Here is a 25,036-nt window from a genome sequence, read left to right on the forward strand (position 1 = left end):
CTTCTTAGTTTAGAACTCTTTAATGATTCAATGAGGTCTTGAATGAACTCATTTGACCATAACAGCAACAAACTTGCAAACATCGAAACATAACCCACATCCGATACACTTATCTTCCACGATAAAGTGCGGCTGACGGGGTTGTCCGACAATAGCATTGGTTGGACATTTTCGCAGGCAGGCTACGCAACCTGTACATTTATCCACATCAATGTAGAATACTCTCAATTCTTTACATACTCCAGCCCTGCATTTCCTATCGAAAATATGTTCTTCAAATTCATCTCTGAACCATGTAAGTGCGCTGATCAGGGGGTTAGGGGCTGTTTGTCCGAGCCCGCATAATGAAGTATCCCTGATAACTTCAGCAAGACCTTCAAGTTGCATAATTCCTTTGAACCTTTCCAGTGTTTCATGGCCGGTTTCATTTTGAGGCCGTCGTGTAATGCTTTCCAGTACTTCATGAATGCGGCGGGTACCTTCCCTGCAAGGGATACATTTTCCGCAGCTTTCCTTATTGAGGAAATTCATGAAAAATTTTGCCATATCCACCATACAGGTGTTCTCATCCATAACAACCATCCCACCTGATCCCATAATGGCACCTGCATCCCATAGAGATTCATAATCAACCTGAAGATCAAGTTTATGAGGAGGTATACAACTTCCGGAAGGCCCACCGATCTGCACCGCTTTCAGTTCTTTTCCATCCTGAATTCCACCGGCAATCCGATAAATAATATCCCGGATTGATGTGCCCATCGGGACTTCTACCAATCCTGTTATCACCGTCTTTCCTGATAGTGCAAATACCTTGGTGCCTTTACTGTTCGTTGTACCTATTTCATTAAATCGTTGAGGGCCATGCTTAAGAATAAAGGGGACATTGGCAAGAGTCTCAACATTATTCACAACTGTCGGTTTACGAAATAACCCTTCGATAGCAGGATAGGGCGGTTTCGATTCGGGCATGCCTCTTTTTCCCTCGATACTTTTGATAAGTGCTGTCTCTTCCCCACATACAAAGGCACCGGGTCCTTTTACCAGGATCATTTGAAGGTCAACTCCACTGCCAAGCACATTGTATCCCTGCAGTCCATAATCTTTCATCTGGTCAATAGCCTTCCGCAACCTCGACCATGCAAGGTGGTACTCAGCCATTACATAAATATAGGCTTTGGTTGCACCAATAGCATAGGCTGCAATCGCTATCCCTTCCAATAACAAATGAGGATCTCCTTCAATAAGGACCGATCCATAAATGCACCAGGATCACTCTCGGCAGCATTACAGATGAGGTATTTCTGATCACTCACCTGGTTATTGGCAATCATCCACTTCTTCCCGGTATTATAGCCTCCACCTCCCCTGCCGCGCAATCCGGATTCATCAACAAATTCACATATTTTATCAGAAGTATAGTTACGAATACATTTCAGGTAGGTCTGATACCCACCCCTTGCAATATATTCATTTATGGAACCCGGATCAATGATCCCACAATTCCTGATCACTATGCGATGTTGCAATGCAAAGAATGGGAGTCTTTCCAGACTACTTACTCCCTCCCAGGCATTATGAAGATCGTTTTTATATTGCCCGATTACCTGGTCATAAGGGATTTCGCCATTGAAAACATCATCAAGCAATGACTCAACCATAGGTGACTGAATATTCCTGAATGATACCCTGGCTTTGCCAGGTAATTGGATATCCACAATAGGTTCATAGGAACATAATCCTATACAGCCTACCTCAATAACACTTACCTGAAGCTTATTCTCTAAAATATACTTCGTGATTGCTTTGAGCGTTTCACCAGCCCCGGCCACTATTCCACAGGTACCGGATCCGATATATATTATAGGCTTAGATACTCTTTCATTACATAGAGTAGCCAATCGCTCTGAAACCCTTCGATCCATCATGAGCGATTTTCCAGGAAGCACCTCTTCTAATAAAAATTCCTTATCATCCATTGGAATACATCTTAAGCCTTTTTCCGGTATTGCTCAATCAGGGAAGCGATCGCTGATACCGAAACTGCATTAATAAAATCACCATTTATATTGATTACAGGGCCATTACTGCAAGCACCCATACATCCAATGGCTTCCAGGCTGAAATATCCATCCCGACTGGTTTGACCTTCCTTTATTTTCAAAATCTTTTCAACTTCACGCAGCACATTAAATGATCCATTCATATGACAGGCAGTCCCCCTGCATACACGGATGTGATAACGTCCCTGTAAGGAAAAACGGAACTGGTCAAAAAAAGTAGCAATTCCATAAATTTTACTGGAAGGTAAGTTCAAATGCTGACCTACCTTAAGAATGGCTTCTTCATTTAAAAATCCGAACGAGTCCTGAATATCCTGTAATAGAGGTAAGAGAGATTCAGCCCCTCCCTTTTTATACCTGTTAACCAATTCATCTAGTGGTACTGGCATAGCATTATTAGTCATCAGAATAGATTGAAGTACAAAAATAAAGTTTAGATTTCAATAAACAGTAAATATTTGTGAAAAAAATAACAATGTTATCCGGATAACAATAAAAGGGAAATAGGAACTTTATTACTTTTGTTTTACTTTCGCTGTAGACGAAGATTAACTTAAGAAAGTAAGCTGAAATTTATCCTCTATGGAAAATCCAAAGAAAGAAATTGTTATTTGCCTGGGCAGCTCATGCTTTGCCAGGGGGAATAAACAGTTGGTGAAATTTATCAGCGACTACCTTCGCGATCGAAATTTACTGAATGATGTAAAATTTCATGGAGAAAGGTGTTTCGGTCATTGTTCAAAAGGGCCGGCACTCAAAATTGAGCATGAAATACATGAAAAAATTGATGAAGAGAAAATCCTTGGTTTACTGGATGATTTCTTTCTCTCTATCATTCAGCAGGACAATTACAGATGATTGTTATTTCCTGCAACGATTTCCTGGATACCCGCCTGGAACTGACAGTTCCAACATTTAAGAACCGGGAATCCTGTTGAAACAATTCAAAAACGCCTCATGAAAACACCACTGGTTTATATTGAAGACGATAAGTGCAAAGCATGTTATGCATGCATTCGTACCTGTCCTGTCAAAGCCATCGAACTAAGGAATAATGATGATTTTCCACATATTGTTCCGGAAAGATGCATCGGATGTGGAAGTTGTCTTACAGTTTGCCATCCCGGTGCTATTTCATATTATGACTCCAGGGAAGAAACACGTGCTCTTCTGAAATCGTCACATAAGGTTGCAGCTGTTGTTGGACCAAGTATTTCCGGCGAATTCGACGATATCACTGATTACCGGAAATTTGTCAGGATGATCCTTGAAACAGGTTTCGATTATGTGCATGAATCTTCCTTCGGTGTTGACCTCGTTGCAAAGGAATACCGGGAGTTGATCTCCAATTTTCTTGGAAAGTACTATATACTTTCCAACTGTCCGCCAATGGTTTCACTCATTGAGAAATACTATCCTCAGCTTATTGACAATCTTGCTCCTATTGTAACACCTATGATTGCAAGTGCCAAAGTGATGCATCAACTATATGGCCCTGATATCAAGGTAGTTTATATAGGTCCTTGTATTGCCGCCAAAGAAGAAGCTGACCGATTCAAAGAAGAAGTCCGGGTAGATTCAGTGCTTACCTTCACTGAACTACGGCAGCTTTTCGAAGAATATGGAATTAAGGAAAGCACCATCGAATATTCAGAATTCAACGAACCAATTGGGTATAAAGGTTCTTTATTCCCGGTCAGTAATGGAATCATTCAGGCCAGCGGTCTGAGCGAGGATATCCTCAATGGAAGCATTGTCACTATTGATGGACAGGATGAAGTGATGAGTGCTGTGAAACAATTTGATGAAAGTATTGATTTTATTAAGAAAAACTTTAATGTCTTTTTCTGCCAGGGATGTATCATGGGACCAGGTACGACTCCCGGTGGAAAAAAGTTCAAGAGGCATACCCTGGTGACTGAATATGCCAACAAACGATTAACCAGCTTCAATAAAAAGAAGTGGGATCTTGAAATGGAGAAATTTGGAAACCTCGACCTTCACAGGGGATTTAAAGCCAATGACCAGCGACTTCCAATACCTTCCGAAGATAAGGTTGATGAAATCCTGAAAATCATTGAAAAACATGAAGATGGAGAGAACCTGGGATGCAAGGCATGCGGGTATGAATCCTGCCGGGACTTTGCTTCGGCAGTTGCCAATGGAATTGCCAGGACCGATATGTGTATTATGCACTCCCTGAAAAGTAAACAAGAGTACATCAGGACATTAAAAGTCACCAATGATAAACTAGCCCGAACTCAGCAAGCGCTTCAGGAATCTGAAAAGCGTGCTTTGAATGAAAAACAGCTTGCCCAGGATGCACTGGAAACTACTCAAACCATGCTTAAAAAGCTTCCTACTGCAGTTGTAATCGTTGATGAAAACCTAAAAATCATTGGATCTAATGAGAGTTTTGTAACAATTTTGGGTGAAGATGCTGTTGAAATCAATGAAATTATCCCCGGACTCATAGGTGCTGATCTTAAAACTCTCCTGCCTTTTCAGTTCTATAAGCTATTCACCTATGTTATCACCAGTGCCGATGATGTGCATGGCAGAGATGTGCATATTGATGATAAATTGTTGAATGTTACGATCTTCAGTATTAAAAAGAATAAAATCGTCGGAGGGGTAATCAGGGACATGTACATGCCTGAAGTGAGAAAGGAAGAAGTGATTAGCCGGGTAACTGATGTAATAGATCAAAATCTCGAACTGGTGCAGCAAATCGCTTTTCTCTTAGGTGAAGGTGCCTCCAAAACAGAAAAGATGCTGAATTCAATCATTGAATCGCATCGGTCAGGCGACACAGATAAAAAAACCGGGGTATAGCAGGCCTAAATAACTCGATGATAATCAATGAGCCTATGTCGGATAAGCAGTTTTATGTTGAAGTGAATGTGGTTCAGAAAAATCACGACCAGGAGAGAATCTGTGGTGATAAGTTCCTGTCGCGCCGAATCCATGAAGAAAACAGGATCATTGTTGTTTTATCTGATGGGATGGGACATGGTGTAAAAGCAAGCATGCTGTCGACACTTACTGCAACCATGGCTTTGAATTTTGCTGAAGAGCACAAGGAGGTGAATAAGATTGCCGAATTGATTATGAACACCCTTCCTGTATGCAGCGAGCGCCAAATGAGTTATTCGACCTTTACTATTGTAGATATAGAAATTGATGGAGTCACTACCATACTGGAATACGATAATCCTAAAGCAGCCATTATCCGGGACAATAAATTATTTGACCCGGGATGGCAGCATATAACGTTAACCTCCGAAAAAAACTCAGGCAAGGAACTCAGGACTTGCACATTTGATCACAAAAAGGAAGACCGGATCGTCTTTTGTTCCGATGGGGTTCCACAATCAGGGATGGGGAGCAATAAATTCCCTTTCGGATGGGGTTCCGAGAACTTCGAAAACTATATCCTCGAGCTTGTGAGTCATGAGTCAACAATTTCGGCACAACAACTAGCCGGGAAAGTGGTAAACATTGCCAATCTGAATGATAATTACCACCCAAAGGATGATACCAGCTGTGTCGTTATCTATTTCAGGGATCCGAGGAAGTTATTGATTTGTACCGGTCCACCTTATGAAGAAGTAAATGATGTAATCCTTTCTGAAGCTGTAAAAAGCTTTGAAGGAAAAAAAATCCTCTGCGGAGCAACAACAGGAGACATTATATCAAGAGAACTTAATCTGCCTATCATCGACAGCTTTGAATTCGATGATCCTGACCTGCCACCTGTTTCATTCATGGAAGGCATCGACCTTATCACGGAAGGCATTCTCACCCTGGGAAAGGTAGCACAGATACTTAAAGATTATTCCCAAAAATACAAACTCAATAAAGGGCCTGCTGACCAGATCGTCAGGCTGCTTCTTGAAAGTGATGAAATTCATTTCATTATAGGAACCAGAATCAATATTGCTCACCAGGACCCCAGTCTGCCCGTAGAACTTGAAATCAGAAGAACGGTAGTTAAAAGAATTGCCAGACTTCTGGAGGAAAAATTCCTCAAAGAGGTGAAGACCCGGTTTATATGAAAGAATGGCTTTACTATTTGCAATCGTGATTGATTTCTTTCTACTTTTACCTTTGTAACCCATTATCAGTTGATAACCTTATTCAGTTAAAGGTAACTGATTGATTAGTAATTAGAAGGAATTTAAAGTGCAGAAAATAGAACTAACCATCCTTGGATTATCCTATAGTCAAACGCAGACTAATTCCTATGCGTTGATTCTCGGAGAGGTCAATGGAAAAAGAAGGTTGCCCATAGTGATTGGCCATTTTGAAGCCCAGGCGATAGCACTCGAACTTGAGAAGATGAAGCCTTCTCGTCCCTTGACACATGATCTGTTTAAAAGCTTTGCCGACACTTTTGGAATTAATATTGAAGAAGTGATTATCAATAAATTCCAGGAAGGCATCTTTTATGCTTTATTAATATGTAATGATGGAATTAAGGTTCATCCGATCGACTCCAGGACTTCTGATGGTATCGCTTTAGCCATCCGTTTTGGTTGTCCCATCTATACCTATGAACATATTATGGCACAGGCTGGAATCACCTATGAAGATGATAATTCTGAATCCAGCAGTATTCAAGCACAACCCGATGAAATTGGAAATGAGTTCAGTTCGGTGAGTCTGGAAGAACTCAATGAAGAATTACAGAAAGCTGTTGAGAATGAAGAATATGAAAGGGCATCACTGATCAGGGATGAGATCAGGAAAAGAAGCTGATTTCAAGTGGCCCCTGTAGACATTACAAAGACTTCAATAATATATACCAGAATTTTTAACATTTTTTTATGAGTCTGAAGTTTCGTTTAACCATCATGAGTTTTCTCCAGTTCTTTGTTTGGGGGGCATGGCTCATCACTATTGGCACTTACTGTTTCAATGCAAAAGGTTGGACAGGCGAACAATTTGGAGCCATTTTTTCCACGCTTGCCATCGCATCTCTATTCATGCCAGCCCTTACCGGTATTATCGCCGACAGGTGGATGAATGCCGAAAAACTTTATGGAGCTCTTCATATTTTATATGGGATAGTGTTATTCTTTGTACCTCAGGTGAATGATCCTGATACGCTATATTATGTCATCCTGCTGGCGATGATCTTTTATATGCCTACCATTTCCCTGTCTAATTCCATCGCATATACGATATTGAAGAACAACAATTTTAATGTGGTAAAGGACTTTCCTCCCATCAGGGTATGGGGAACCATCGGGTTTATTGTTGCCATGTGGATCACCAATCTTTCGGGAAGTAAGGCTAATTCCAATCAATTTATTATAGCAGCTTTTGTAGCCATTGCTTTAGGGATTTATTCCTTCACCCTTCCCAAATGTCCGCCTCAGAAAGCCATTTCGAAAGATGCCCCTTTGTTGGAACAACTTGGGCTGAATGCCATCAAACTTTTTGCCAATTACAAAATGGCATTGTTTTTCATATTCTCCATGTTCCTGGGAGCAGCCTTGCAACTAACCAATATGTACGGTGATTCATTTCTGGATGATTTCAAAAGAATACCTGAATATGCTGACTCATTTGTAGTTAAGTATTCTACCATTATTATGTCGATATCCCAGATCTCTGAAACTGTATTTATTCTTACCATTCCATTTTTCCTCAGGCATTTCGGCATCAAGAAAGTTATGCTGTTTTCAATGATTGCATGGGTCCTGCGCTTTGGTTTATTTGCCTATGGTGATCCAGCTGGTGGTTTGTGGATGATCATTCTTTCCTGCATCATTTATGGAATGGCATTTGATTTTTTCAACATTTCAGGTTCATTATTTGTTGAAACACAGAGCAATCCATCCATTCGTGCCAGTGCGCAAGGACTCTTCATGATGATGACTAACGGGGTTGGTGCTTTCCTGGGAAGCAGAGTCAGTGGTGTTGTTATTGATAAATACTACAGATCTGCTGATGGACTCAACTGGCAGGGAATATGGCAATCATTCTCCATTTACGCACTGGTGATTGCAGTATTATTCTTCTTCCTTTTCAAACACAAACATGATCCAAAAGCGCTAACTACAATTAGTCATTAGAAAACCAAATCCTTTAAGTCTATTGATCCTCAGGATGAATGATTCATTGAAGCCATCCAGCTCAAGAACTGTTTATAACTTTGTAAAAGTTGAATTCTGAGCAAGAGGGAATTTTAGCATTTTTGAATAGGTATTTAATTACCGGATTTTCCGGTGAAGGTTTTCTATGTGAATCATTTACAATAGGCAGGAAAAGATGAAACAGTATCTCGATTTACTCAGACATGTGAAAGAGCATGGTACTTTTAAAGCAGATCGAACCGGGACAGGCACCAAAAGTGTTTTTGGTTACCAAATGCGATTTGACCTGTCAGAAGGATTTCCGGCAGTGACCACCAAGAAACTACATCTCAGATCCATTATTCATGAATTATTATGGTTCCTTCAAGGTGAGACTAATACTCAATACCTTCATGATCATAAGGTTACCATTTGGGATGAGTGGGCAGATGAAAACGGTGACCTGGGGCCTATATATGGCTATCAATGGAGAAATTGGCCCGATGGAGAAGGCAGAAATATTGACCAGATTACCCAGCTGATTGAAATGATCAGGAAGAATCCTGATTCCAGAAGGATGATGGTTAGTGCCTGGAATGTTGGTCAAATAGAGAAAATGGCCCTGCCTCCCTGCCATGTGCTATTCCAGTTTTACGATTTTGATGTTTGATGTCGGATGTTTGATGTGGGATGTAGGATTCCTTCTTAATTCTGAATTCGTTAATCTTCAATCGTTAATCAAATTCGCTCTTGAATTTAGATTGTCGAGGGGGGGGGGGGGGGGGGGGTGGCGGATGGCTAATGTGGGATGGTTAATGGCTGTAGTCTGCCGTATTTTCTCATTGAAAATTGTAACATTCCCTCTATCAGGTGGGTTTCAGCGCACAGCACTCAGAGCCAAAGGCTCCCCTTCGGGGCACTCAGCACTCAGCACCTGCCTATGGATGAAATTTGGGCTGGCGTGCGGTTGAGACCTGAGACATATCCAGAAGTAACTATATTTGCTAAATGCAAACCAAAGAAAATCCGGAGATGAAGCCTATCATATCGATCATAGTCGCAATAGCCAGCAATAATGCCATTGGCAAGGACAATCAATTATTATGGCATATACCGGAAGACCTGAAAAGGTTTAAAAAGCTCACCACCGGGCATACTATTGTGATGGGGAAGCGCACTTTTGAATCACTGCCTATTCGTCCTTTGCCCAATCGCAGGAGTGTGGTTATAACAGATATCCCTGGGGAACAAATTGAGGGATGTGTGATGGCCTATTCTATCGAAGATGCCATTAGCAAAATGGAGCCAGGTGCTGAAAATTTTATTATCGGAGGGGGATCTGTATACCGGCAATTCTTGCCTGTATCTGACAAACTTTATTTAACACTCGTGCAAAAGGATTTTGAAGCAGATACATTTTTCCCGGAAATTGATTTTGAAGAATGGAATATAAATTTCCAGGAAGAGGGGAAATTGGAAGAGCTTTCCTTCACCTATATGGATCTTGAAAGAAAAAGACAGGGTGGAAACCTAAAATAGCTTCCACCCTATCGACCTAACAACTAAAAACAAAACTTCTCTTCCTACTCATATATTAACCTTCTATTAATTAGAAGGAAATAAAGCTTTTACAAAATTACAGGCATTCACCTCAATCAGATTCACATCTTCAATATCAACAACTCCATCACCATCACTGTCGGATGGGAAATAACCCGTTGCAGAGGATATGGCCGCATTATCGCTAATAATGAGATCTGCACCGTCAATCAGGTTATCCTGGTCAATATCACCAGTAAAAAGAGCCCATTTCCCGTCACTTAGCATGATTTGATTTGAGCCATAAGCCTTTCCGGCAATATCAGTAAAGCTATAATCAACTATCCCGCCCGAGAATGATACCGGAACTGATGAAGTGACTGAAATACTGTTTCTGTGTTTTATAGTAATAAAATACTCGCTATTGAATTCAGAAGGAACTATAAGGGTTGCAGAACCATCTGTATGTAAATTAATGTTCTGACCTGTAAAAACAACATTGTTGTAATCAATGGATGAATGTAATTCTACATTTACACGATCCGCAATACCATTCCCAAAGGCACTTCCCGCCCCATCTGAAGCTTCTCTCATACTTTCTGAGCCAATGTAAAGCCCTTGCAGAAAAAGTTCAAGATTAAGAGTTTTACCGCATAATCCGGGCACATCCGCTATTACGGAACCGTTGGTATAATATGTTGCTTGCGGGAGGTCATTCAAAACTGCATAATTGGGTGGAGGTCCGGAATACTGGCAAGAGCTTCCATTGTCAATCCATGTCAGATTGGTAGATCCTCCATTGAATATAAAATCAAGGGAGGTCAGGATACTTCCCGATTGAATGCTAATCCCATTTCCTCCGGCAGGTGCTAAACCCTGGATCAAAAGATGACCTGGTGCTCCAACTGTGACATTTAGCCCGGGGTATGTTGATGAAACCGCCGCTCCCTGATAAGTAACTACAGCCGGGTCATACTGGAGTTCGAGTGCAACAGAGCCAATATAACTGAAATTATTGACAATCACAGGAACTGAAATGAGCGACCCCGGGCAGGCTATGACAGGAGGAATAATGGTTTGAGGGGCATTGGGGGAAAGGATTCCCACAGATCCATTAATGTAGAAATCATTGGTTGGCTGATCGAGTAAAACAATTGAATTGATATCACTATACTTACAAGAATTCCCGTTATCAAACCAGGACAAAGAAGTGGATCCAATTCCAACTTGTGAAAAAGAAATATTAAATAAGACCGCATCATCAGGCAGGGAAACATTGGAAGAATGATACCATCCCAGGCTTACCACCCCAGGCACACTTGTCACGTTGTAATTTAATGAGCCAGGTAATCCAGGCCCTTTCGTAACCAGGGTTGCAACAACAACTGATGGGTTATAAGTCAGCCGAAGGTTGCAACTTGCCACATTATTAAAGTCTGTAACAGTTACAGGCAATACAAACTGCTGATCGAATGTCAGCAAACTACCAGCTGTTGTATAAGGTGCAAATTGTGCGCTTGCTCCAATTTGAAATAAGCAAAAAAGGAACAAAATAAATATGGAATAATTTTTCATGATTTGAGTGTATTGAGTGAGGAGAGCTTGTTATTCCAATGTTGTACTTACTCCATGAGCCATGCTGATCCTAAACCTAATTTTTCAAAAGCAATACGGACACTGATTTGAATGAAGAGGGGAAAATACTCCTCCCCATTTCAAAACAGATAGACTTATTAAGAATCCTAAGTAGATTTCTTATGACTAATATTACGCATCTTCATGTAGCCATAAGCAATCCCTAAGGTTATCAATATACTTACACCTCCATTCAAAGGAGCATTACAAGTGCCATTTCCCGGATCATTATTATCTAATAAACCATGTTCAGCAGGTGGATGGGGAGGTGCCTGTGCCATTAAAGTGGTGAGCCCGGCAAACAGCAGAAAAATTACAATTACGAGGGAAATATTGACTATGCGTTTCATATTAGTAAGTATTTAAGTCAGAATTAAAAGATAACTACTTTTCCGGAAAACCCTGATCCAGCAGAGAAAGCCCTTACCACGTAAACACCTGGCTGGCCTTTCAGATTAATCAGTTCAGTAAATCCTGGTTTCAGTTCAGAAGTTCTGATCACTCTCCCACTCATATCTATGATACTTAGATTTAAGTTTTCATTTGATTCAGAAATGATTTTCAAAGTGTTTTCTGAAACAATCAGTTTCAAAAGTTCTGCGGTTATGGGTTCAGGAATTGAGATCACCCTTTTGAAGCTTAACCGGAATCTGTCTGCAGCATCAGAGGCTTCTGATGTGAAGTTGTATACTGGCTGATTCAGAAGATCGATTTCTTGATTGAGTTTCTTATCGGTTAAAAAGATTTTTAAGTCTGGTATAAGGTTCTGCAGATCAAGATGCAGACTAAACTGGGAAGCATTGTTTTTAATAAATCCAAGCTCAACAGTGCGATTGTCGCCCAGGTCAGGTAAGGTATTAGTACTCAGTACATCACTTCCCTGCATCGAATAGAACATCGGGGCATAACCTGGCAGATAGTGTGAGTCAAAACCAAGGTCAAATCCTTCAGTTGACTGCGATTTCATTTTAACTACACATTGCTGTGCAGTATTATTTTCTTCATCTTTAGCAATGATCAAGATTTTGCCTTCATTGGTTTTGTACCAGGGGGTGGCACTATGAATCCGTGAAGCTTCCGGAATTGTTAATGAACCTGTTGTGGCAGGATTAACCACTTGGACCATGAAACCATTCATTGCAGGAATAATATCATTGGATGCAATATCAACATAGGCTGCAGAGGGTTCATCCCAAATTTTAGCAGTACTTGCAACACTGGAAGATAATGCCCAGTTTCCATCATTCCATTTCAAAGCTGAAGAGAAAGGATTCCCCAGGAGGTTCCAGCCATGATTAGCTGTACTGGTATTATTGGTAAGATTAGTGACTGAAACATCATTCACATTTAATACACCTGAAAAATTCTTGGTGACCAATGCCTGATATGCAACAACATAGCCTTTTCCTATAGTGAAATCATTCCCAAAAGACGGGTTCCAGCCAGAAGTAGTTTGTGCATTAATCCAATTATTCCCATTTTCACCCCAACTATAGAAATCAACACCTGCATCAGGAATAGTATTAGAAACAAATTCGGGTTGGATTGCCTGAGCAGCAACAGGTGACGAAAGGAAATGCCATCCATGACAACAATCAGTCCAGGGCGAATTGATATACCTCTGAACGGTAGCATTTACAGCATCATTGGTGATTAATGATCCAGTTCCAGTTGCATCGCTTTTAACCAGGAGATTAGCAGTACCGGCATTATTAATCAAATCCGTGGTAACTGTTAATGATCCCAATGGATTAATGGTAAGACTTGCGCCTGAATTTAGGGTTATACCATTGACAATTACTGCAGTAGAAATTGCCGGATAGTTAGGTACGCTGTTATTGATGGTGACATTTGAAGTATTTGTTGGAACAATATTACAATTCCAGTTACCAGGTGTTTCCCAGGCAGTGCTGATGGTACCCGTCCAGATAGGAGGAGTAATGCCAATGGTTCCATCAAGATAAAATGAGCTTTGAGGGGAATCCAAAAGAACCGGTGTCCCATTTGGGCCGGCATATTCACAAGAAGTACCGTTATCATTGAAATTCAGGGTTCCGGTTCCACCAAGGTAATCAAAACATAAAGTGACTAATGTTGAATTATCCGGCAATGTAACACCTGGTCCTGTTTGAAGTCCACCAATAACCAATGTCCCCGGAATACTATAATCAACTTCAAGATCAGGCCATGCAGGGTTTGGAGTTGCAGGAGCCACATAAGTGAGTGACGAAGTGTTATAATTAATCGTGAGCGAGACTGCTCCAATGGTATTGAAGTTATCTACTTTCACTGGTATACAAACTTGATTACCAGGACAAGCTGTTGTTGCCGGGAAGTAGGTGGTTGGAGCAAAATTCTGGAAGGTCAATGAACCATTAAGATAGAAGGTTGAAGTGGGCACATCAGTTAGTACAAGTGAATTAATATCACTGTACTTGCAGCTGTTTCCATTATCAAACCAGCTAAGAGCTGTCGTCCCCGATGTAACCTTATTAAAAGATACATTGAAGATTACAGTGTTTGATGGAAGGGTAACATTAGATGTATGATACCACCCTAAAGCAATAATCCCAGGGGTAGCAACATTGAAATTCAGGTTACCTGGCAAAGATGCTCCTTTTGTAACAGAAATGGCTGTGGCAATTGCGGGATCGTAATACAAGCGCAAATTACAGCTGGCTGCATTAATGAAATCATTTGCCGTAATCGGGACTATTGCCGAAGTACCAGTGCTCTCAATAACTCCGGCAATGGTAACAGGAGCATTCTGGGAACTGACTCTCTGAAAAGCAAACGAGATCAGAATCAATAGTAATAAAGTAGCTCTTTTCACGGGTTTGGGTTTTTGTATGTTAGACTTTGGTTTGTTTCAGTGAAGATTTCTATTTGAGATTGATTCACATTGCTATTCAATGATCCATCTCAATGGGTTACTAATTGAAAAATTTCGTGTTGTGAATTGTAGCATTAAAATATATTGACCAGGTGAAAACAGTCTTGAATTGATTTCAAACTGAAAATTTCCCGGCTCAACGGATTCTTTTTCTTTTATCAGATAGGATTGTCCCAGTGAGTTAACCAGCAAGCATCGGATATCGCCCTTTTCAGGGATGAACATGCTTAACATGGATTTATATTTTGAAGGATTAGGATAAAGCATAGCTCTTAACTGACCTATTCCAATTGTATTCTGTTTTGTTTGATCAGACCATGGTGAATCAATACCCATTGGGTCAATCACCGTGAGTACTGCATTCCCGTCTGTAAACTGCTCCGGCTCACATTCTCCTTGCAGATGGCACCTGAATGTAAGGCCATCCATTGCCGGCAGTGGATTGGTAATTACCAATTCATCTGAATTTACCCCTGAATAGAATTCGTCAGTTAAAATATTCACCCATTCAGAATTATAAACCTGCCATTGATAGCTCAGACCCAATCCGGATGCAACTACCTGAATATGAGCTAATCCTGCTCCTGCCATAACTGGCAAAGGAGACAAAGGTTGCTCAATAATAAAAGGTCCTGATCCTATGGTTATTGGGAAAGGAAGTGAGGATGGCCCATTAAAACAAGCATTTATTCCTGTTACACTAAGAAAACCGCTTTCAGCAGATTCATCAAAACTCAAAAAAATTGTGTTGGTATACTGTCCGGAGGTAATAACCGCACCTTCAGGCAGTACCCAGTTATACGACGCAGCATTTGGCACAGGCGCGACAGTATACATTACTTCATTCTCTCCGGTGCATACTGAATCAGAACCAGAGATGAGTCCCGGAGATGCAGGTGCAAATAGAATATTAATAAAAACTGATGAAGCTGAACCAGTCCCGCATATATTGTCACCATAAACAGCAACATTCCCGGCAATTGAAGTTGTAGAAAAATCGACTGTTATTGAATTTGTATTATTACCGGAAACAATGGTGGCACCGTCAGGAACCGTCCAGATGTAATTCTGTGCATTAATGATTGGCTGCACTGAGAAAGGAACATTCATTTGTCCCGCACAGACATAGTCCCCAGGTGGGCCGGATATTAATCCTGCATTAGCAGGGACAGTCAATCCTGTGATTTCACCATCCACATAGAAATCCTGCTGCGGACTGTCGGGCAGGGGTTGCCAGGTGGGCGGAGGACCTGCAAATTCGCAGGATGTACCATTGTCAACGAAAGAAAGCGTTGTACTTCCTCCGAGGTACATAAAACTTAGAGTTAAAAGTACTGTACTATCATCCAAACTTATCCCTTCGGAAGCAAATCCTCCAGCTACCAGGGTTCCCGGCACTGAACAATCCACATCAAGACCGGGATAACCGGAACTGTTGATAAATGATTGGTATACTAAAATATTGGAATCGTATTGTATAGTAAGAGATATTGCTCCGATGTCTGAAAACGAATTCACTTTCACCGGAATTTCAACTGTGCCATTAGAACTACATATTGTAATCGCCGGCAAATAGGTAACAGGTGCAAATCCAGTGCTATAAGATATTGAATTTAAATCACTTATCTGCTCTTTTGAGCCCTGGCATACACCTGACAATACACCCGATGCCTTACAGCAGGAAACTCCGGCCTGACTGACCGGAGGATCCCCTGCAAGACATTTTACTGTAGTCGTCAGGAATACTAACCAAAAACAAAAGAGGTACTTGTGCATGTGGTTTATTGAATTAATCAATGAGAACGGGAGGAATTTCTCCCGTTCTCATATCCTTGGCTTAATGGCTCCGAACTATTTTAATTGTACGGGTCATTGTAGCACCGGTGTTCGTAATCAATCTTAAAGTGGCTGTATAAACTCCCGGTACAATGGCATCTGTATCTAATTCATAGGTATGATTACCTTTCAATTTGGATTCATTCACCAAAGTTGTAATATGACTTCCCAGGAGGTTATTGATTTCAAGGATTACCTTACCATCAGAAGGAATGGTATAGGTGAAAGTGGTTAACTTCTTGAATGGGTTAGGATTGTTGACCAAAGTGAGATCCAGATTTTCATGAATTCCACCTGTACCTAAAGCTGATCCGCCAATTTCAGCCATTTTCAGAATGGCTCCATTGATGGTCTTATAGTCGTAATCTGCCAACTCATTCAGTGGATCTCCACTGAGTTCGAAACGGAAGGATTCGTCCTTACTGATGGAACCAATTGCTTTGACTGTCAAGGTCAGAAGGGTCTGATCCATACCAAGGTCGACAGCATTCATGGAGTACCAGCCGATTCTCACTTCATCGCCATCCACATTGTATTCAACCGCATCATTCGGGTTATTACCGAAATGAACACCGGTGATTTCCAATTTATCAGACGGGAAGTTCATGATCAGGGAAACTGCACCTACTTCCATATCTATTCCTGCATTTATCGGAAGTTCGAAGGTCTCACCTGTTTCTACTACCTTCTTCTGATCGTAGGTAAGAGTGAGCGACTGACTGCTTGATTTTGCGGAAGGAGTGAAACTGTAGTTGAAGTCGCCGGTAACCATACCGTAGAAATTCTTACTTAAGTTAGAATTTCCCACCGTAATCGCCGGTAAATCAATCTGGGTCAATGGAGAAGGTAGAGGTAAAATATTATCATTGATTGTTTCTCCAACATGCCAGAAAGTCCATTTACCACGGTTAGACCAACCCCGATGCACCTGAAGTGGTGAAATACTTCAGAATACGTGAGGCATCAGCAGCATCCAGCGAGTTATCCATTGCACCATCACCAGTATAGAAACGAACTTTTTCAATCGAATAAGCATTTCCAAATACTCCCCAATAATTTACCTGGGCAGCATCTGTTGAATTGAGAGCCCCAGCTGTTGGTTTTGTTGTAGTGGCAACAACATCATAGGTACCACTGCAAACATTACTGAAGCTGTATTGGCCAGAAGCATTTGTAGTTACTGGTCCATAAACCGGTACACCACCCTGCCAAAGTTCAACATTGATATTTGAGAGTACAGGATATGATGCGTCCGGATTATAGTAAGTGAAGTTCCCGCTAACAGTGAGGCCATTTACTGTAACTGTCTGAAGACAAGTAGCAGTATTACCGCTACCATCTGTAACTGTCCAGGTAACTGTTGTGGTACCTAACGGATAAGTTGTTGATGGGTGGTCATTTGTTACACTGAAAATGCTGCAGTTGTCTCCTACGGTTGGGGTACCAATATCAATGCTGGAAGCGCTACAACCGGAGTTAGTGTTAACGACAATACTTGCCGGGCAAGTGATCGTCGGATTTTGTGAATCAATAACAACTACATCATAACTGCAGGTTGCTGTATTACCACTTCCATCGGTGATAGTCCAAACCACATTGGTTGTACCCAAGGCAAACACTGCGTTCTGTAATGTCGAAGTGCCTGTTTTAGTGTTCACAACTGATGCAATGGAACAATTGTCTCCTGTTGATATTGGATCAAGTATTGTTCCCAGTACTGTGTAGGTGCATACTCCTGCATCTGCTGCGTAATTCGCAGCTGGTGTGGCACAACTGATGGTAGGATTCTGTGAATCCACAACTACCACATTATAATTGCAGGTTGCAGTATTACCACTTCCATCAGTAATGGTCCATACCACATTGGTTGTACCCAGGGCAAACTCTGCGCCTTGTAGGGTCGAGGTGCCTGTCTTATTATTCACAACTGAAGCAATTGAACAATTGTCATTTACTAGTTGTGGATCAAGCGCAGTTCCTGGCACTGAGTAAGTGCACACACCTGCGTCAGCTGCATAATTCGTTGCTGGTGTAGCACAGGTGATCGTCGGATTTTGTGTATCTACCACAACTACATTGTAACTGCATGTTGCTGTATTGCCACTTCCATCGGTAATGGTCCAAACCACATTCGTTGTACCTAAGCTAAACACTGCTCCCTGTAAGGTAGAGGTGCCTGTCTTGTCATTCACAACCGAAAGTATCGAACAATTATCACCAGTTGACAGTGGATCAAGAGCTGTTCCAGTTACTAAGTAAGTGCATATGCCTGCATCAGCTGCATAATTAGTAGCTGGTGTGGCACAGGTGATCGTCGGATTTTGTGTATCTACCACAACAACATTGTAACTGCATGTTGCTGTATTGCCACTTCCATCGGTAATGGTCCAAACCACATTCGTTGTACCTAAGTTAAACACTGCTCCTGTAAGGTAGAGGTGCCTGTCTTGTCATTCACAACCGATAGTATCGAACAATTATCACCAGTTGACAGTGGATCAAGAGCTGTTCCTGGTACTGTGTAAGTGCATGCACCTGCATCAGCTGCATAATTCGTTGCAGGTGTGGCACAGGTGATCGTCGGATTTTGTGTATCTACCACAACTACATTATAACTGCATGTTGCTGTATTGCCACTTCCATCGGTAATGGTCCAAACCACATTCGTTGTACCTAAGCTAAACATTGCTCCTGTAAGGTAGAGGTGCCTGTCTTGTCATTCACAACCGAAAGTATCGAACAATTATCACCAGTTGACAGTGGATCAAGAGCTGTGCCAGTTACTAAGTAAGTGCAGATGCCGGCATCAGCTGAATAATTAGTAGCTGGTGTGGTACAGGTGATCGTCGGATTTTGTGTAGCTACCACAACTACATTGTAACTGCATGTTGCTGTATTGCCACTTCCATCGGTAATGGTCCAAACCACATTCGTTGTACCTAAGCTAAACACTGCTCCCTGTAAAGTAGAGGTGCCTGTCTTGTCATTCACAACCGAAAGTATCGAACAATTATCACCAGTTGACAGTGGATCAAGAGCTGTTCCAGTTACTAAGTAAGTGCATATGCCTGCATCAGCTGCATAATTAGTAGCTGGTGTGGCACAAGTGATCGTCGGATTCTGTGAATCCACAACAACTACATCATAACTGCAGGTTGCAGTATTGCCACTTCCATCCGTGTTAGTCCAAATCACATTCGTTGTACCTAAGCTAAACACTGCTCCCTGTAAGGTAGAGGTGCCTGTCTTGTCATTCACAACCGAAAGTATCGAACAATTATCACCTGTTGAGGTCGGATCAAGGGCAGTTCCAGGTACTGTGTAAGTGCATACACCTGCATCAGCTGCATAATTCGTTGCTGGTGTGGCACATGCAATGGTCGGATTCTGTGTGTCATTAACTGTCACATTAAACCCGCAACTTCCTGTATGTCCACAGGCATCTATAGCTGTGATAGTAACTGCGGTTGTACCCACTGCAAATGCTGCCCCACTCGGTGGCACTGTAGTGTACAAAGGCTTACGCGTCAAACTGGTATTGTCGATCGCCAGCTTATCTGCAGCTACAAAAGTGAACCACATATAGCGGTTGCCACCTACAACTGATGCAATCAGATCAGTTGGAGCTGAGCGGGTTTCAGTAAACAGCAAGGAACCGCCGTTATCGTAGAGTTTACAGTCTACTGCCAGCACACCGCCATTGTTCCTGAAATTCCATTCGAGGGTATACCAACCTGAAGTGGTCACATCAAAATGATTTGCCAGGGATGATAAATCGCCTCTGCGAGCATAATTAGTGTTGTTGTCTGCTGCTATCACAATCTTACCTGGTTCACCTGCTGCATGGAAGATGAAATCACGCAGATGGCCACCTGACTGATTGCTTACCGCTGTAGATACATCCCAGCCATACGTACTGGCTGAAACTGCAGGATCAGAAAGATCAAAGTAAACATCTACTGAACTTACAAATCCGTTCCCGAATGCTGTTGAAGGAATATCATATCCTCCTAACCTGCTGAATACTCCTGTGTAATCGTCTGGTGCCGGAGGAAGAGTTGTTGAATTAATAACAGCATGTGCACACTCCAGTTTTGATGTTATGCCATCAGTACCGCTGTTTACTCGCGTTATCTCACTACTGTAGCGGTTCCAGTCTACTGATGGAGTAATACCATAGATTCCGCTAATCCATAAAGGATTTTCAAATCCCTGGTAAAAACCAAAATCAGTTGCATTGGTTGCAAAATTAACGACTGCTGAACAGTTGCCTGGATCATTACTGGTAGTTATGTCTGAAGGGCAAATTGCCAATGGATCATCAATATCCTGTACAGTTATGGTTTGAACACAGGTGGCAATATTCCCGGCTGCATCTGTTGCTTTCCAGGTACGCGATATTACACCTGTTGCATTACATAGATTAAGTGCATCGCGATTATCTGTATAGGTTATCGTTACACTTCCAGCACAATTGTCAGTGGCTGTGGCATATCCTGTTGCAAACGGATCCTTCTCATCATGTTGAGTGACTACTGCATTTGCAGGACAGGTGATGGCGGGTATTTCAGAATCTACAACAACTACAGTATAACTGCAGCTTGCAGTATTGCCACTTCCATCTTCAATAGTCCATGTTACTATAGTGCTGCCAAGTGGGAAGTTTGCTCCCTGCAAGGTATTACTGGAATTGAAATCATTGACTACTGAAGCAATTGTGCAATTGTCGCCTGTTGAGATAGGATCAAGGGCTGTTGCTGGCACTGTGTAATTACAGGCGCCTGCATCAGCTGCATAACTGAGTGCTGGTGCAGCACATACAATGGTTGGATTCTGCGTATCATTAACTGTAACATCAAACCCGCAACTTCCTGTATGTCCGCATGCATCTGTAACTGCAAAAGCAACTGCTGTAGTTCCTACATTAAATGCTGTTCCACTTGGTGGCACAGTAGTATACAAAGGCTTACGTGTCAAACTGGTATTATCGATTGCCAGTTTATCTGCTGCTACAAAGGTGAACCACATATAGCGATTGCCGCCAACAACTGAAGCAATCAGATCTGTAGGACCTGAGCGGGTTTCAGTAAACAGTAAAGTGCCGCCGTTATCGTAGAGTTTACAGTCTACAGCCAGAACACCGCCATTGTTCCTGAAATTCCATTCGAGGGTATACCAACCTGAAATGGTTACATCAAAATGATTTGCCAGGGATGATAAATCGCCTCTGCGAGCAAATGAAGTACCATTATCCGCGGCTATCACAATCTTACCTGGTTCGCCTGCTGCGTGGAAGATGAAATCACGCAAATGGCCACCTGACTGATTGTTTACCGCTGTGGATACATCCCAGCCATAAGTGCTGGCTGCTACAGCAGGATCAGAAAGATCAAAGTAAACATCTACTGAACTTACAAATCCGTTCCCGAATGCTGTTGAAGGCATGTCATATCCTCCCAACCTGCTGAATACTCCTGTGTAATCGTCTGGTGCCGGAGGCACAGTTGTTGAATTAATAACAGCATGTGCAACACCTGATTTTGATGCTATTCCATCAGTACCGCTGTTTACTCGCGCTATCTCACTACTGTAGCGGTTCCAGTCTACTGATGGAGTAATACCATAGATTCCGCTAATCCATAAGGGATTTTCAAATCCCTGGTAAAACCAAAATCAGTTGCATTGGTTGCAAAATTAACGACTGCTGAACAGTTGCCTGGATCATTACTGGTAGTTATGTCTGAAGGGCAAATTGCCAATGGATCATCAATATCCTGTACAGTTATGGTTTGAACACAGGTGGCAATATTCCCGGCTGCATCTGTTGCTTTCCAGGTACGCGATATTACACCTGTTGCATTGCATAGATTAAGTGCATCACGATTATCTGTATAGGTTATCGTTACACTTCCAGCACAATTATCAGTGGCTGTGGCATATCCTGTTGCAAACGGATCCTTCTCATCATGTTGAGTGACTACTGCATTTGCAGGACAGGTGATGGCGGGTATTTCAGAATCTACAACAACTACATTATAACTGCAGCTTGCAGTATTGCCACTTCCATCTTCAATAGTCCAAGTTACCATAGTGATGCCCAGTGGGAAGTTTGCTCCCTGCAAGGAATAACTGGAATTATAATCATTGATTACTGAAGCTATTGTGCAATTGTCACCTGTTGAAGTAGGATCAAGCGCTGTTCCTGGCACTGTGTAGGTGCAAACACCTGTATTAGCTGCATAATTCGCTGCTGGTGTGGCACAAATGATCGTCGGATTCTGTGAATCTACTACTACTACATTATAACTGCAGGTTGCAGTATTACCACTTCCATCAGTTATAGTCCAAACAACATTCGTTGTACCCAAGGGCAAACACTGCGTTCTGTAAGGACGATGTGCCATTCTTATTATTCACAACCGATGCGATGGAACAATTGTCCCAGTTTGAAGCCGGATCAAGCGCTGTTCCTGGCACTATATAGGTGCATTGACCGGCATCTGCTGCATAACTTGTTGCAGGTGTAGCACATGAAATTGTTGGGTTTTGTGTATCCGTTACTGTTACATCAAATTCACACGTATTTAATTTTCCACAAGCATCAGTTGCCGTAACGGTTACTGCATTGGTTCCAACTGCGAATGCGGTTCCACTTGGAGGTACAGCCGTAAATAAAGGTTTACGTGTAAGTGCAGTATTATCAATGGCCAGTTTGTCGGTTGAAACAAAGGTGAACCACATGTACCTGTTACCACCCACCACTGTTGAAATCAAATCTGCAGGATTTGACCGGGTTTCTGTGAAGAGTAATGCTCCAATACTATTGAATAATTTACAATCAACAGCCAATACTCCGCCATTGTTCCTGAAATTCCATTCAAGGGTATACCATCCTGTGGCTGTCACATCATAATGATTAGCCAGGGTTGATAAATCGCCTCTGCGAGCAAATGTACTGCCGTTATCCGCAGCTATCACAATCTTACCCGGTTCACCTGCTGCATGGAAGATGAAATCACGCACATGGCCTCCAGCCTGATTACTTACAGCAGTTGTAACATCCCAACCATACGTACTTGCAGCAACTGATGGATCACTCAAATCAAAGTAAACATCAACAGAACTTAAAAAGCCATTTCCAAATGATCCCGAAATACCATTATGACCTCCCAATCTGCTAAATACACCAGAATAGTTATGAGTTAGCGGAAGTGATGTAGAATTTATTACTGCATGAGCTGATCCAGATTTGGATGCAATGCCATCGGTTCCAGTGCTTACTCTGAAGATTTGGCTATTATACTAATTCCAATCAACAGATGGAGATCGTGATAAGTACCACCAACCACGATGGATTTTCAAATCCCTGGTAAAGTCCAAAATCAGTAGCAGTTGCTACATAATTAACCACTGCCGAACAATTTCCTAAATCATTTGTAGTGGTAATATCTGAAGGACAAATCGCAATTGGATTGTCAACATCCTGTACTGTAATAGTTTGCACACAAGTGGCAATATTGCCTGCTGCATCTGTTGCTTTCCAGGTACGCAATATTACACCTGTTGCATTGCATAGATTCAAACCATTGCGGTTGTCATCATAGGTGATGGTTACACTTCCAGCACAATTGTCAGTGGCTGTGGCATATCCTGTTGCGAAGGGATCCTTCTCATCATGTTGATTGACTACTGCATTTGCAGGACAGGTAATTGTTGGAAGCGTTGACTCCGGTATAACCGATCCATTGATGTAATAGGTTGATGCAGGATCATCACAGAACTTAACATAATCCGGAGGGCCTGAACCATATTCACAATTCACATCATAGATATCATTCCAGGCCAATACTGAAGTACCACCAAGATAATTAAACTTCAGTGTAAGGAGTGTTCCCGATCCCATGTTAGATGGTGGAGTAGGATATCCACCAATAATGATGACACCAGACGCACCAGATTCATCATAGTCAACTGTTAAAGGAAGACCGGAATTATTGATAAAGACATTTGAATATGTCAAAACGCTCTTATTATAATTCAGGGTGAGTGAAATGGCCCCCACATTATTGAAATCACTAACCGTTACTGGTACCTCAATTTGAGAACCAGGGCATCCAACTATATTAGAAGGAATTGTTGTAATCGGACCAATATAAACTTTAGCCTGTCCTGAACCAACATTAACACATCCTGTTGCATCCGTTACACTTGTAATAGTATAGGTTTTATTGGATGATGGTGATACTACAAAAGTTGAAGGTGATGAGGCAGCTGTCACCTCGTGAGTGGTTGTACCTCCATCATCACTCCAGTTGTAGGTCCATGGACCTGTGCCTGTTAATGCTACACTGAGGGTAGCTGAACCAGCGAAACAGATGGATGTAGTTCCGCTAATGGTTGCCGTAGGTTTAGGCATTACAATTACAGTCCTGATAACGGGAACAGCATCATTACCACATGGATCTTCCACATTGTAGGTAACAGTGTAGTTTCCTGGAACAGCTGTATTTACATTGCTAACAGGAATAATACTTGCAGTAATAATGCCGGCACAATTGTCAGAAGCAGTAGCTCCGTCATCTGTATAGGTTGCACCCTGACAAATGGAAACGGTTGCTAAGCCATTCAGTGATATTACAGGAATCGTTTGATCCTTACCTGAATGACTATATGTCTGATTAGCAAGGGTATTCCCACAATTGTCTTTTACTGAATATGAGTAAGTGACAGTCCAGTTACAATCGGTACCGAAAGTTGTTACACCCTGGTATTCTGCTGTTACAGTTCCTCCACAATTATCAGTATAGCCTATAAGAGCATTGTAGCTGACCATGCAGGTACTGCAGCAAGTGCGCCAGAATAACATGTGTTATAGGATATTGGGTCTGTATATGGAGCAGATGTTAACGTTGGAGCTGTAACATCCGGAGTTACCGTAAACGTTGCAGTGCATGTCATTACTCCGCAATCGCTGGTATAGGTCCAGG

The 25,036-nt window shown here is 41.9% G+C and carries 20 protein-coding genes and 1 pseudogene; 7 read left to right on the top strand and 14 right to left on the bottom strand.

Annotation, left to right across the window (positions count from 1 at the left end):
- Positions 1 to 48: 48 nt before the first annotated feature.
- Both IPH84_05085 and IPH84_05090 read right to left on the bottom strand, forming a co-directional pair.
- Positions 49 to 1,925 (bottom strand): annotated as a pseudogene (locus IPH84_05085) (4Fe-4S binding protein).
- A gap of 65 nt (positions 1,926 to 1,990) precedes the next feature.
- Complete coding sequence (locus IPH84_05090; GenBank protein ID MBK7172605.1) at positions 1,991 to 2,452, bottom strand: NAD(P)H-dependent oxidoreductase subunit E; 462 nt, start codon at positions 2,450 to 2,452, stop codon at positions 1,991 to 1,993.
- 193 nt (positions 2,453 to 2,645) lie between these two features.
- On the opposite strand from IPH84_05090, the gene IPH84_05095 reads away from it, so the two are divergent.
- The 7 genes from IPH84_05095 (at position 2,646) to IPH84_05125 (ending at position 9,685) form a co-directional block, all read left to right on the top strand.
- The gene (locus IPH84_05095) at positions 2,646 to 2,921 is read left to right on the top strand and encodes a (2Fe-2S) ferredoxin domain-containing protein (protein ID MBK7172606.1); all 276 of its coding nucleotides are present in this window, start codon (positions 2,646 to 2,648) and stop codon (positions 2,919 to 2,921) included.
- 99 nt (positions 2,922 to 3,020) lie between these two features.
- The gene (locus IPH84_05100; protein MBK7172607.1) at positions 3,021 to 4,898 is read left to right on the top strand and encodes a 4Fe-4S dicluster domain-containing protein; all 1,878 of its coding nucleotides are present in this window, start codon (positions 3,021 to 3,023) and stop codon (positions 4,896 to 4,898) included.
- Positions 4,899 to 4,933: 35 nt separating this feature from the next.
- On the top strand, positions 4,934 to 6,121 hold the full coding sequence (locus IPH84_05105) for a SpoIIE family protein phosphatase (GenBank protein ID MBK7172608.1): 1,188 nt from the start codon (positions 4,934 to 4,936) through the stop codon (positions 6,119 to 6,121).
- Positions 6,122 to 6,248: 127 nt separating this feature from the next.
- On the top strand, positions 6,249 to 6,824 hold the full coding sequence (locus tag IPH84_05110) for a bifunctional nuclease family protein (GenBank protein ID MBK7172609.1): 576 nt from the start codon (positions 6,249 to 6,251) through the stop codon (positions 6,822 to 6,824).
- 68 nt (positions 6,825 to 6,892) lie between these two features.
- Positions 6,893 to 8,146, top strand: a complete 1,254-nt coding sequence (locus IPH84_05115; GenBank protein MBK7172610.1) for a nucleoside permease — start codon at positions 6,893 to 6,895, stop codon at positions 8,144 to 8,146.
- Between the two features lie 196 nt (positions 8,147 to 8,342).
- Positions 8,343 to 8,816 carry a thymidylate synthase gene (gene thyA, locus IPH84_05120; GenBank protein MBK7172611.1) on the top strand — a complete coding sequence of 158 codons (474 nt, stop codon included), beginning with the start codon at positions 8,343 to 8,345 and terminating at the stop codon, positions 8,814 to 8,816.
- 371 nt (positions 8,817 to 9,187) lie between these two features.
- Positions 9,188 to 9,685 (top strand): dihydrofolate reductase, encoded by a 498-nt coding sequence (locus tag IPH84_05125; protein MBK7172612.1) that lies wholly within the window; start codon positions 9,188 to 9,190, stop codon positions 9,683 to 9,685.
- A gap of 66 nt (positions 9,686 to 9,751) precedes the next feature.
- On the opposite strand, the gene IPH84_05130 is transcribed toward IPH84_05125, so the two are convergent.
- From IPH84_05130 to IPH84_05185, 12 genes are all read right to left on the bottom strand, one after another.
- Positions 9,752 to 11,260 carry a hypothetical protein gene (locus IPH84_05130; protein ID MBK7172613.1) on the bottom strand — a complete coding sequence of 503 codons (1,509 nt, stop codon included), beginning with the start codon at positions 11,258 to 11,260 and terminating at the stop codon, positions 9,752 to 9,754.
- Positions 11,261 to 11,427: 167 nt separating this feature from the next.
- Complete coding sequence (locus IPH84_05135; protein ID MBK7172614.1) at positions 11,428 to 11,670, bottom strand: hypothetical protein; 243 nt, start codon at positions 11,668 to 11,670, stop codon at positions 11,428 to 11,430.
- A 23-nt stretch (positions 11,671 to 11,693) separates the two neighbouring features.
- Positions 11,694 to 14,153: a T9SS type A sorting domain-containing protein gene (locus IPH84_05140; GenBank protein MBK7172615.1), complete on the bottom strand. Its 2,460-nt coding sequence runs from the start codon at positions 14,151 to 14,153 to the stop codon at positions 11,694 to 11,696.
- A gap of 72 nt (positions 14,154 to 14,225) precedes the next feature.
- Positions 14,226 to 15,989 (bottom strand): hypothetical protein, encoded by a 1,764-nt coding sequence (locus IPH84_05145; protein MBK7172616.1) that lies wholly within the window; start codon positions 15,987 to 15,989, stop codon positions 14,226 to 14,228.
- Positions 15,990 to 16,050: 61 nt separating this feature from the next.
- Complete coding sequence (locus IPH84_05150) at positions 16,051 to 16,977, bottom strand: hypothetical protein (GenBank protein MBK7172617.1); 927 nt, start codon at positions 16,975 to 16,977, stop codon at positions 16,051 to 16,053.
- On the bottom strand, positions 16,958 to 18,469 hold the full coding sequence (locus tag IPH84_05155; GenBank protein MBK7172618.1) for an HYR domain-containing protein: 1,512 nt from the start codon (positions 18,467 to 18,469) through the stop codon (positions 16,958 to 16,960). Before IPH84_05155 ends, IPH84_05150 begins: the two co-directional genes overlap by 20 nt.
- Positions 18,457 to 18,735, bottom strand: a complete 279-nt coding sequence (locus IPH84_05160; GenBank protein ID MBK7172619.1) for a hypothetical protein — start codon at positions 18,733 to 18,735, stop codon at positions 18,457 to 18,459. Before IPH84_05160 ends, IPH84_05155 begins: the two co-directional genes overlap by 13 nt.
- Positions 18,723 to 21,551, bottom strand: a complete 2,829-nt coding sequence (locus IPH84_05165; GenBank protein MBK7172620.1) for an HYR domain-containing protein — start codon at positions 21,549 to 21,551, stop codon at positions 18,723 to 18,725. The genes IPH84_05160 and IPH84_05165 overlap by 13 nt, the downstream gene beginning before the upstream one ends.
- Before the next feature lie 101 nt (positions 21,552 to 21,652).
- The gene (locus IPH84_05170) at positions 21,653 to 22,417 is read right to left on the bottom strand and encodes an HYR domain-containing protein (protein ID MBK7172621.1); all 765 of its coding nucleotides are present in this window, start codon (positions 22,415 to 22,417) and stop codon (positions 21,653 to 21,655) included.
- Complete coding sequence (locus IPH84_05175; protein MBK7172622.1) at positions 22,383 to 23,222, bottom strand: HYR domain-containing protein; 840 nt, start codon at positions 23,220 to 23,222, stop codon at positions 22,383 to 22,385. Before IPH84_05175 ends, IPH84_05170 begins: the two co-directional genes overlap by 35 nt.
- Positions 23,223 to 23,361: 139 nt before the next feature.
- Entirely contained in the window at positions 23,362 to 24,882 is a 1,521-nt protein-coding gene (locus IPH84_05180) for a DUF5011 domain-containing protein (GenBank protein ID MBK7172623.1), read from the bottom strand.
- Positions 24,858 to 25,007, bottom strand: a complete 150-nt coding sequence (locus tag IPH84_05185) for a hypothetical protein (GenBank protein MBK7172624.1) — start codon at positions 25,005 to 25,007, stop codon at positions 24,858 to 24,860. The genes IPH84_05180 and IPH84_05185 overlap by 25 nt, the downstream gene beginning before the upstream one ends.
- Positions 25,008 to 25,036 lie beyond the last annotated feature (29 nt).

It is taken from the genome of Bacteroidales bacterium (assembly GCA_016707785.1).
In the GTDB taxonomy this organism is placed as follows: Bacteria; Bacteroidota; Bacteroidia; order Bacteroidales; family UBA4417; genus UBA4417.

Bases quoted from the DNA above. Each gene is read 5' to 3' on its own strand.
- IPH84_05115 (MBK7172610.1), top strand. From the start codon at position 6,893: ATGAGTCTGAAGTTTCGTTTAACCATCATGAGTTTTCTCCAGTTCTTT.
- IPH84_05130 (MBK7172613.1), bottom strand. From the start codon at position 11,260: ATGAAAAATTATTCCATATTTATTTTGTTCCTTTTTTGCTTATTTCAA.
- thyA (MBK7172611.1), top strand. From the start codon at position 8,343: ATGAAACAGTATCTCGATTTACTCAGACATGTGAAAGAGCATGGTACT.
- IPH84_05095 (MBK7172606.1), top strand. From the start codon at position 2,646: ATGGAAAATCCAAAGAAAGAAATTGTTATTTGCCTGGGCAGCTCATGC.
- IPH84_05145 (MBK7172616.1), bottom strand. From the start codon at position 15,989: ATGCACAAGTACCTCTTTTGTTTTTGGTTAGTATTCCTGACGACTACA.
- IPH84_05160 (MBK7172619.1), bottom strand. From the start codon at position 18,735: ATGTTTAGCTTAGGTACAACGAATGTGGTTTGGACCATTACCGATGGA.
- IPH84_05100 (MBK7172607.1), top strand. From the start codon at position 3,021: ATGAAAACACCACTGGTTTATATTGAAGACGATAAGTGCAAAGCATGT.
- IPH84_05185 (MBK7172624.1), bottom strand. From the start codon at position 25,007: ATGACATGCACTGCAACGTTTACGGTAACTCCGGATGTTACAGCTCCA.
- IPH84_05090 (MBK7172605.1), bottom strand. From the start codon at position 2,452: ATGCCAGTACCACTAGATGAATTGGTTAACAGGTATAAAAAGGGAGGG.
- IPH84_05180 (MBK7172623.1), bottom strand. From the start codon at position 24,882: ATGGTCAGCTACAATGCTCTTATAGGCTATACTGATAATTGTGGAGGA.
- IPH84_05105 (MBK7172608.1), top strand. From the start codon at position 4,934: ATGTCGGATAAGCAGTTTTATGTTGAAGTGAATGTGGTTCAGAAAAAT.
- IPH84_05135 (MBK7172614.1), bottom strand. From the start codon at position 11,670: ATGAAACGCATAGTCAATATTTCCCTCGTAATTGTAATTTTTCTGCTG.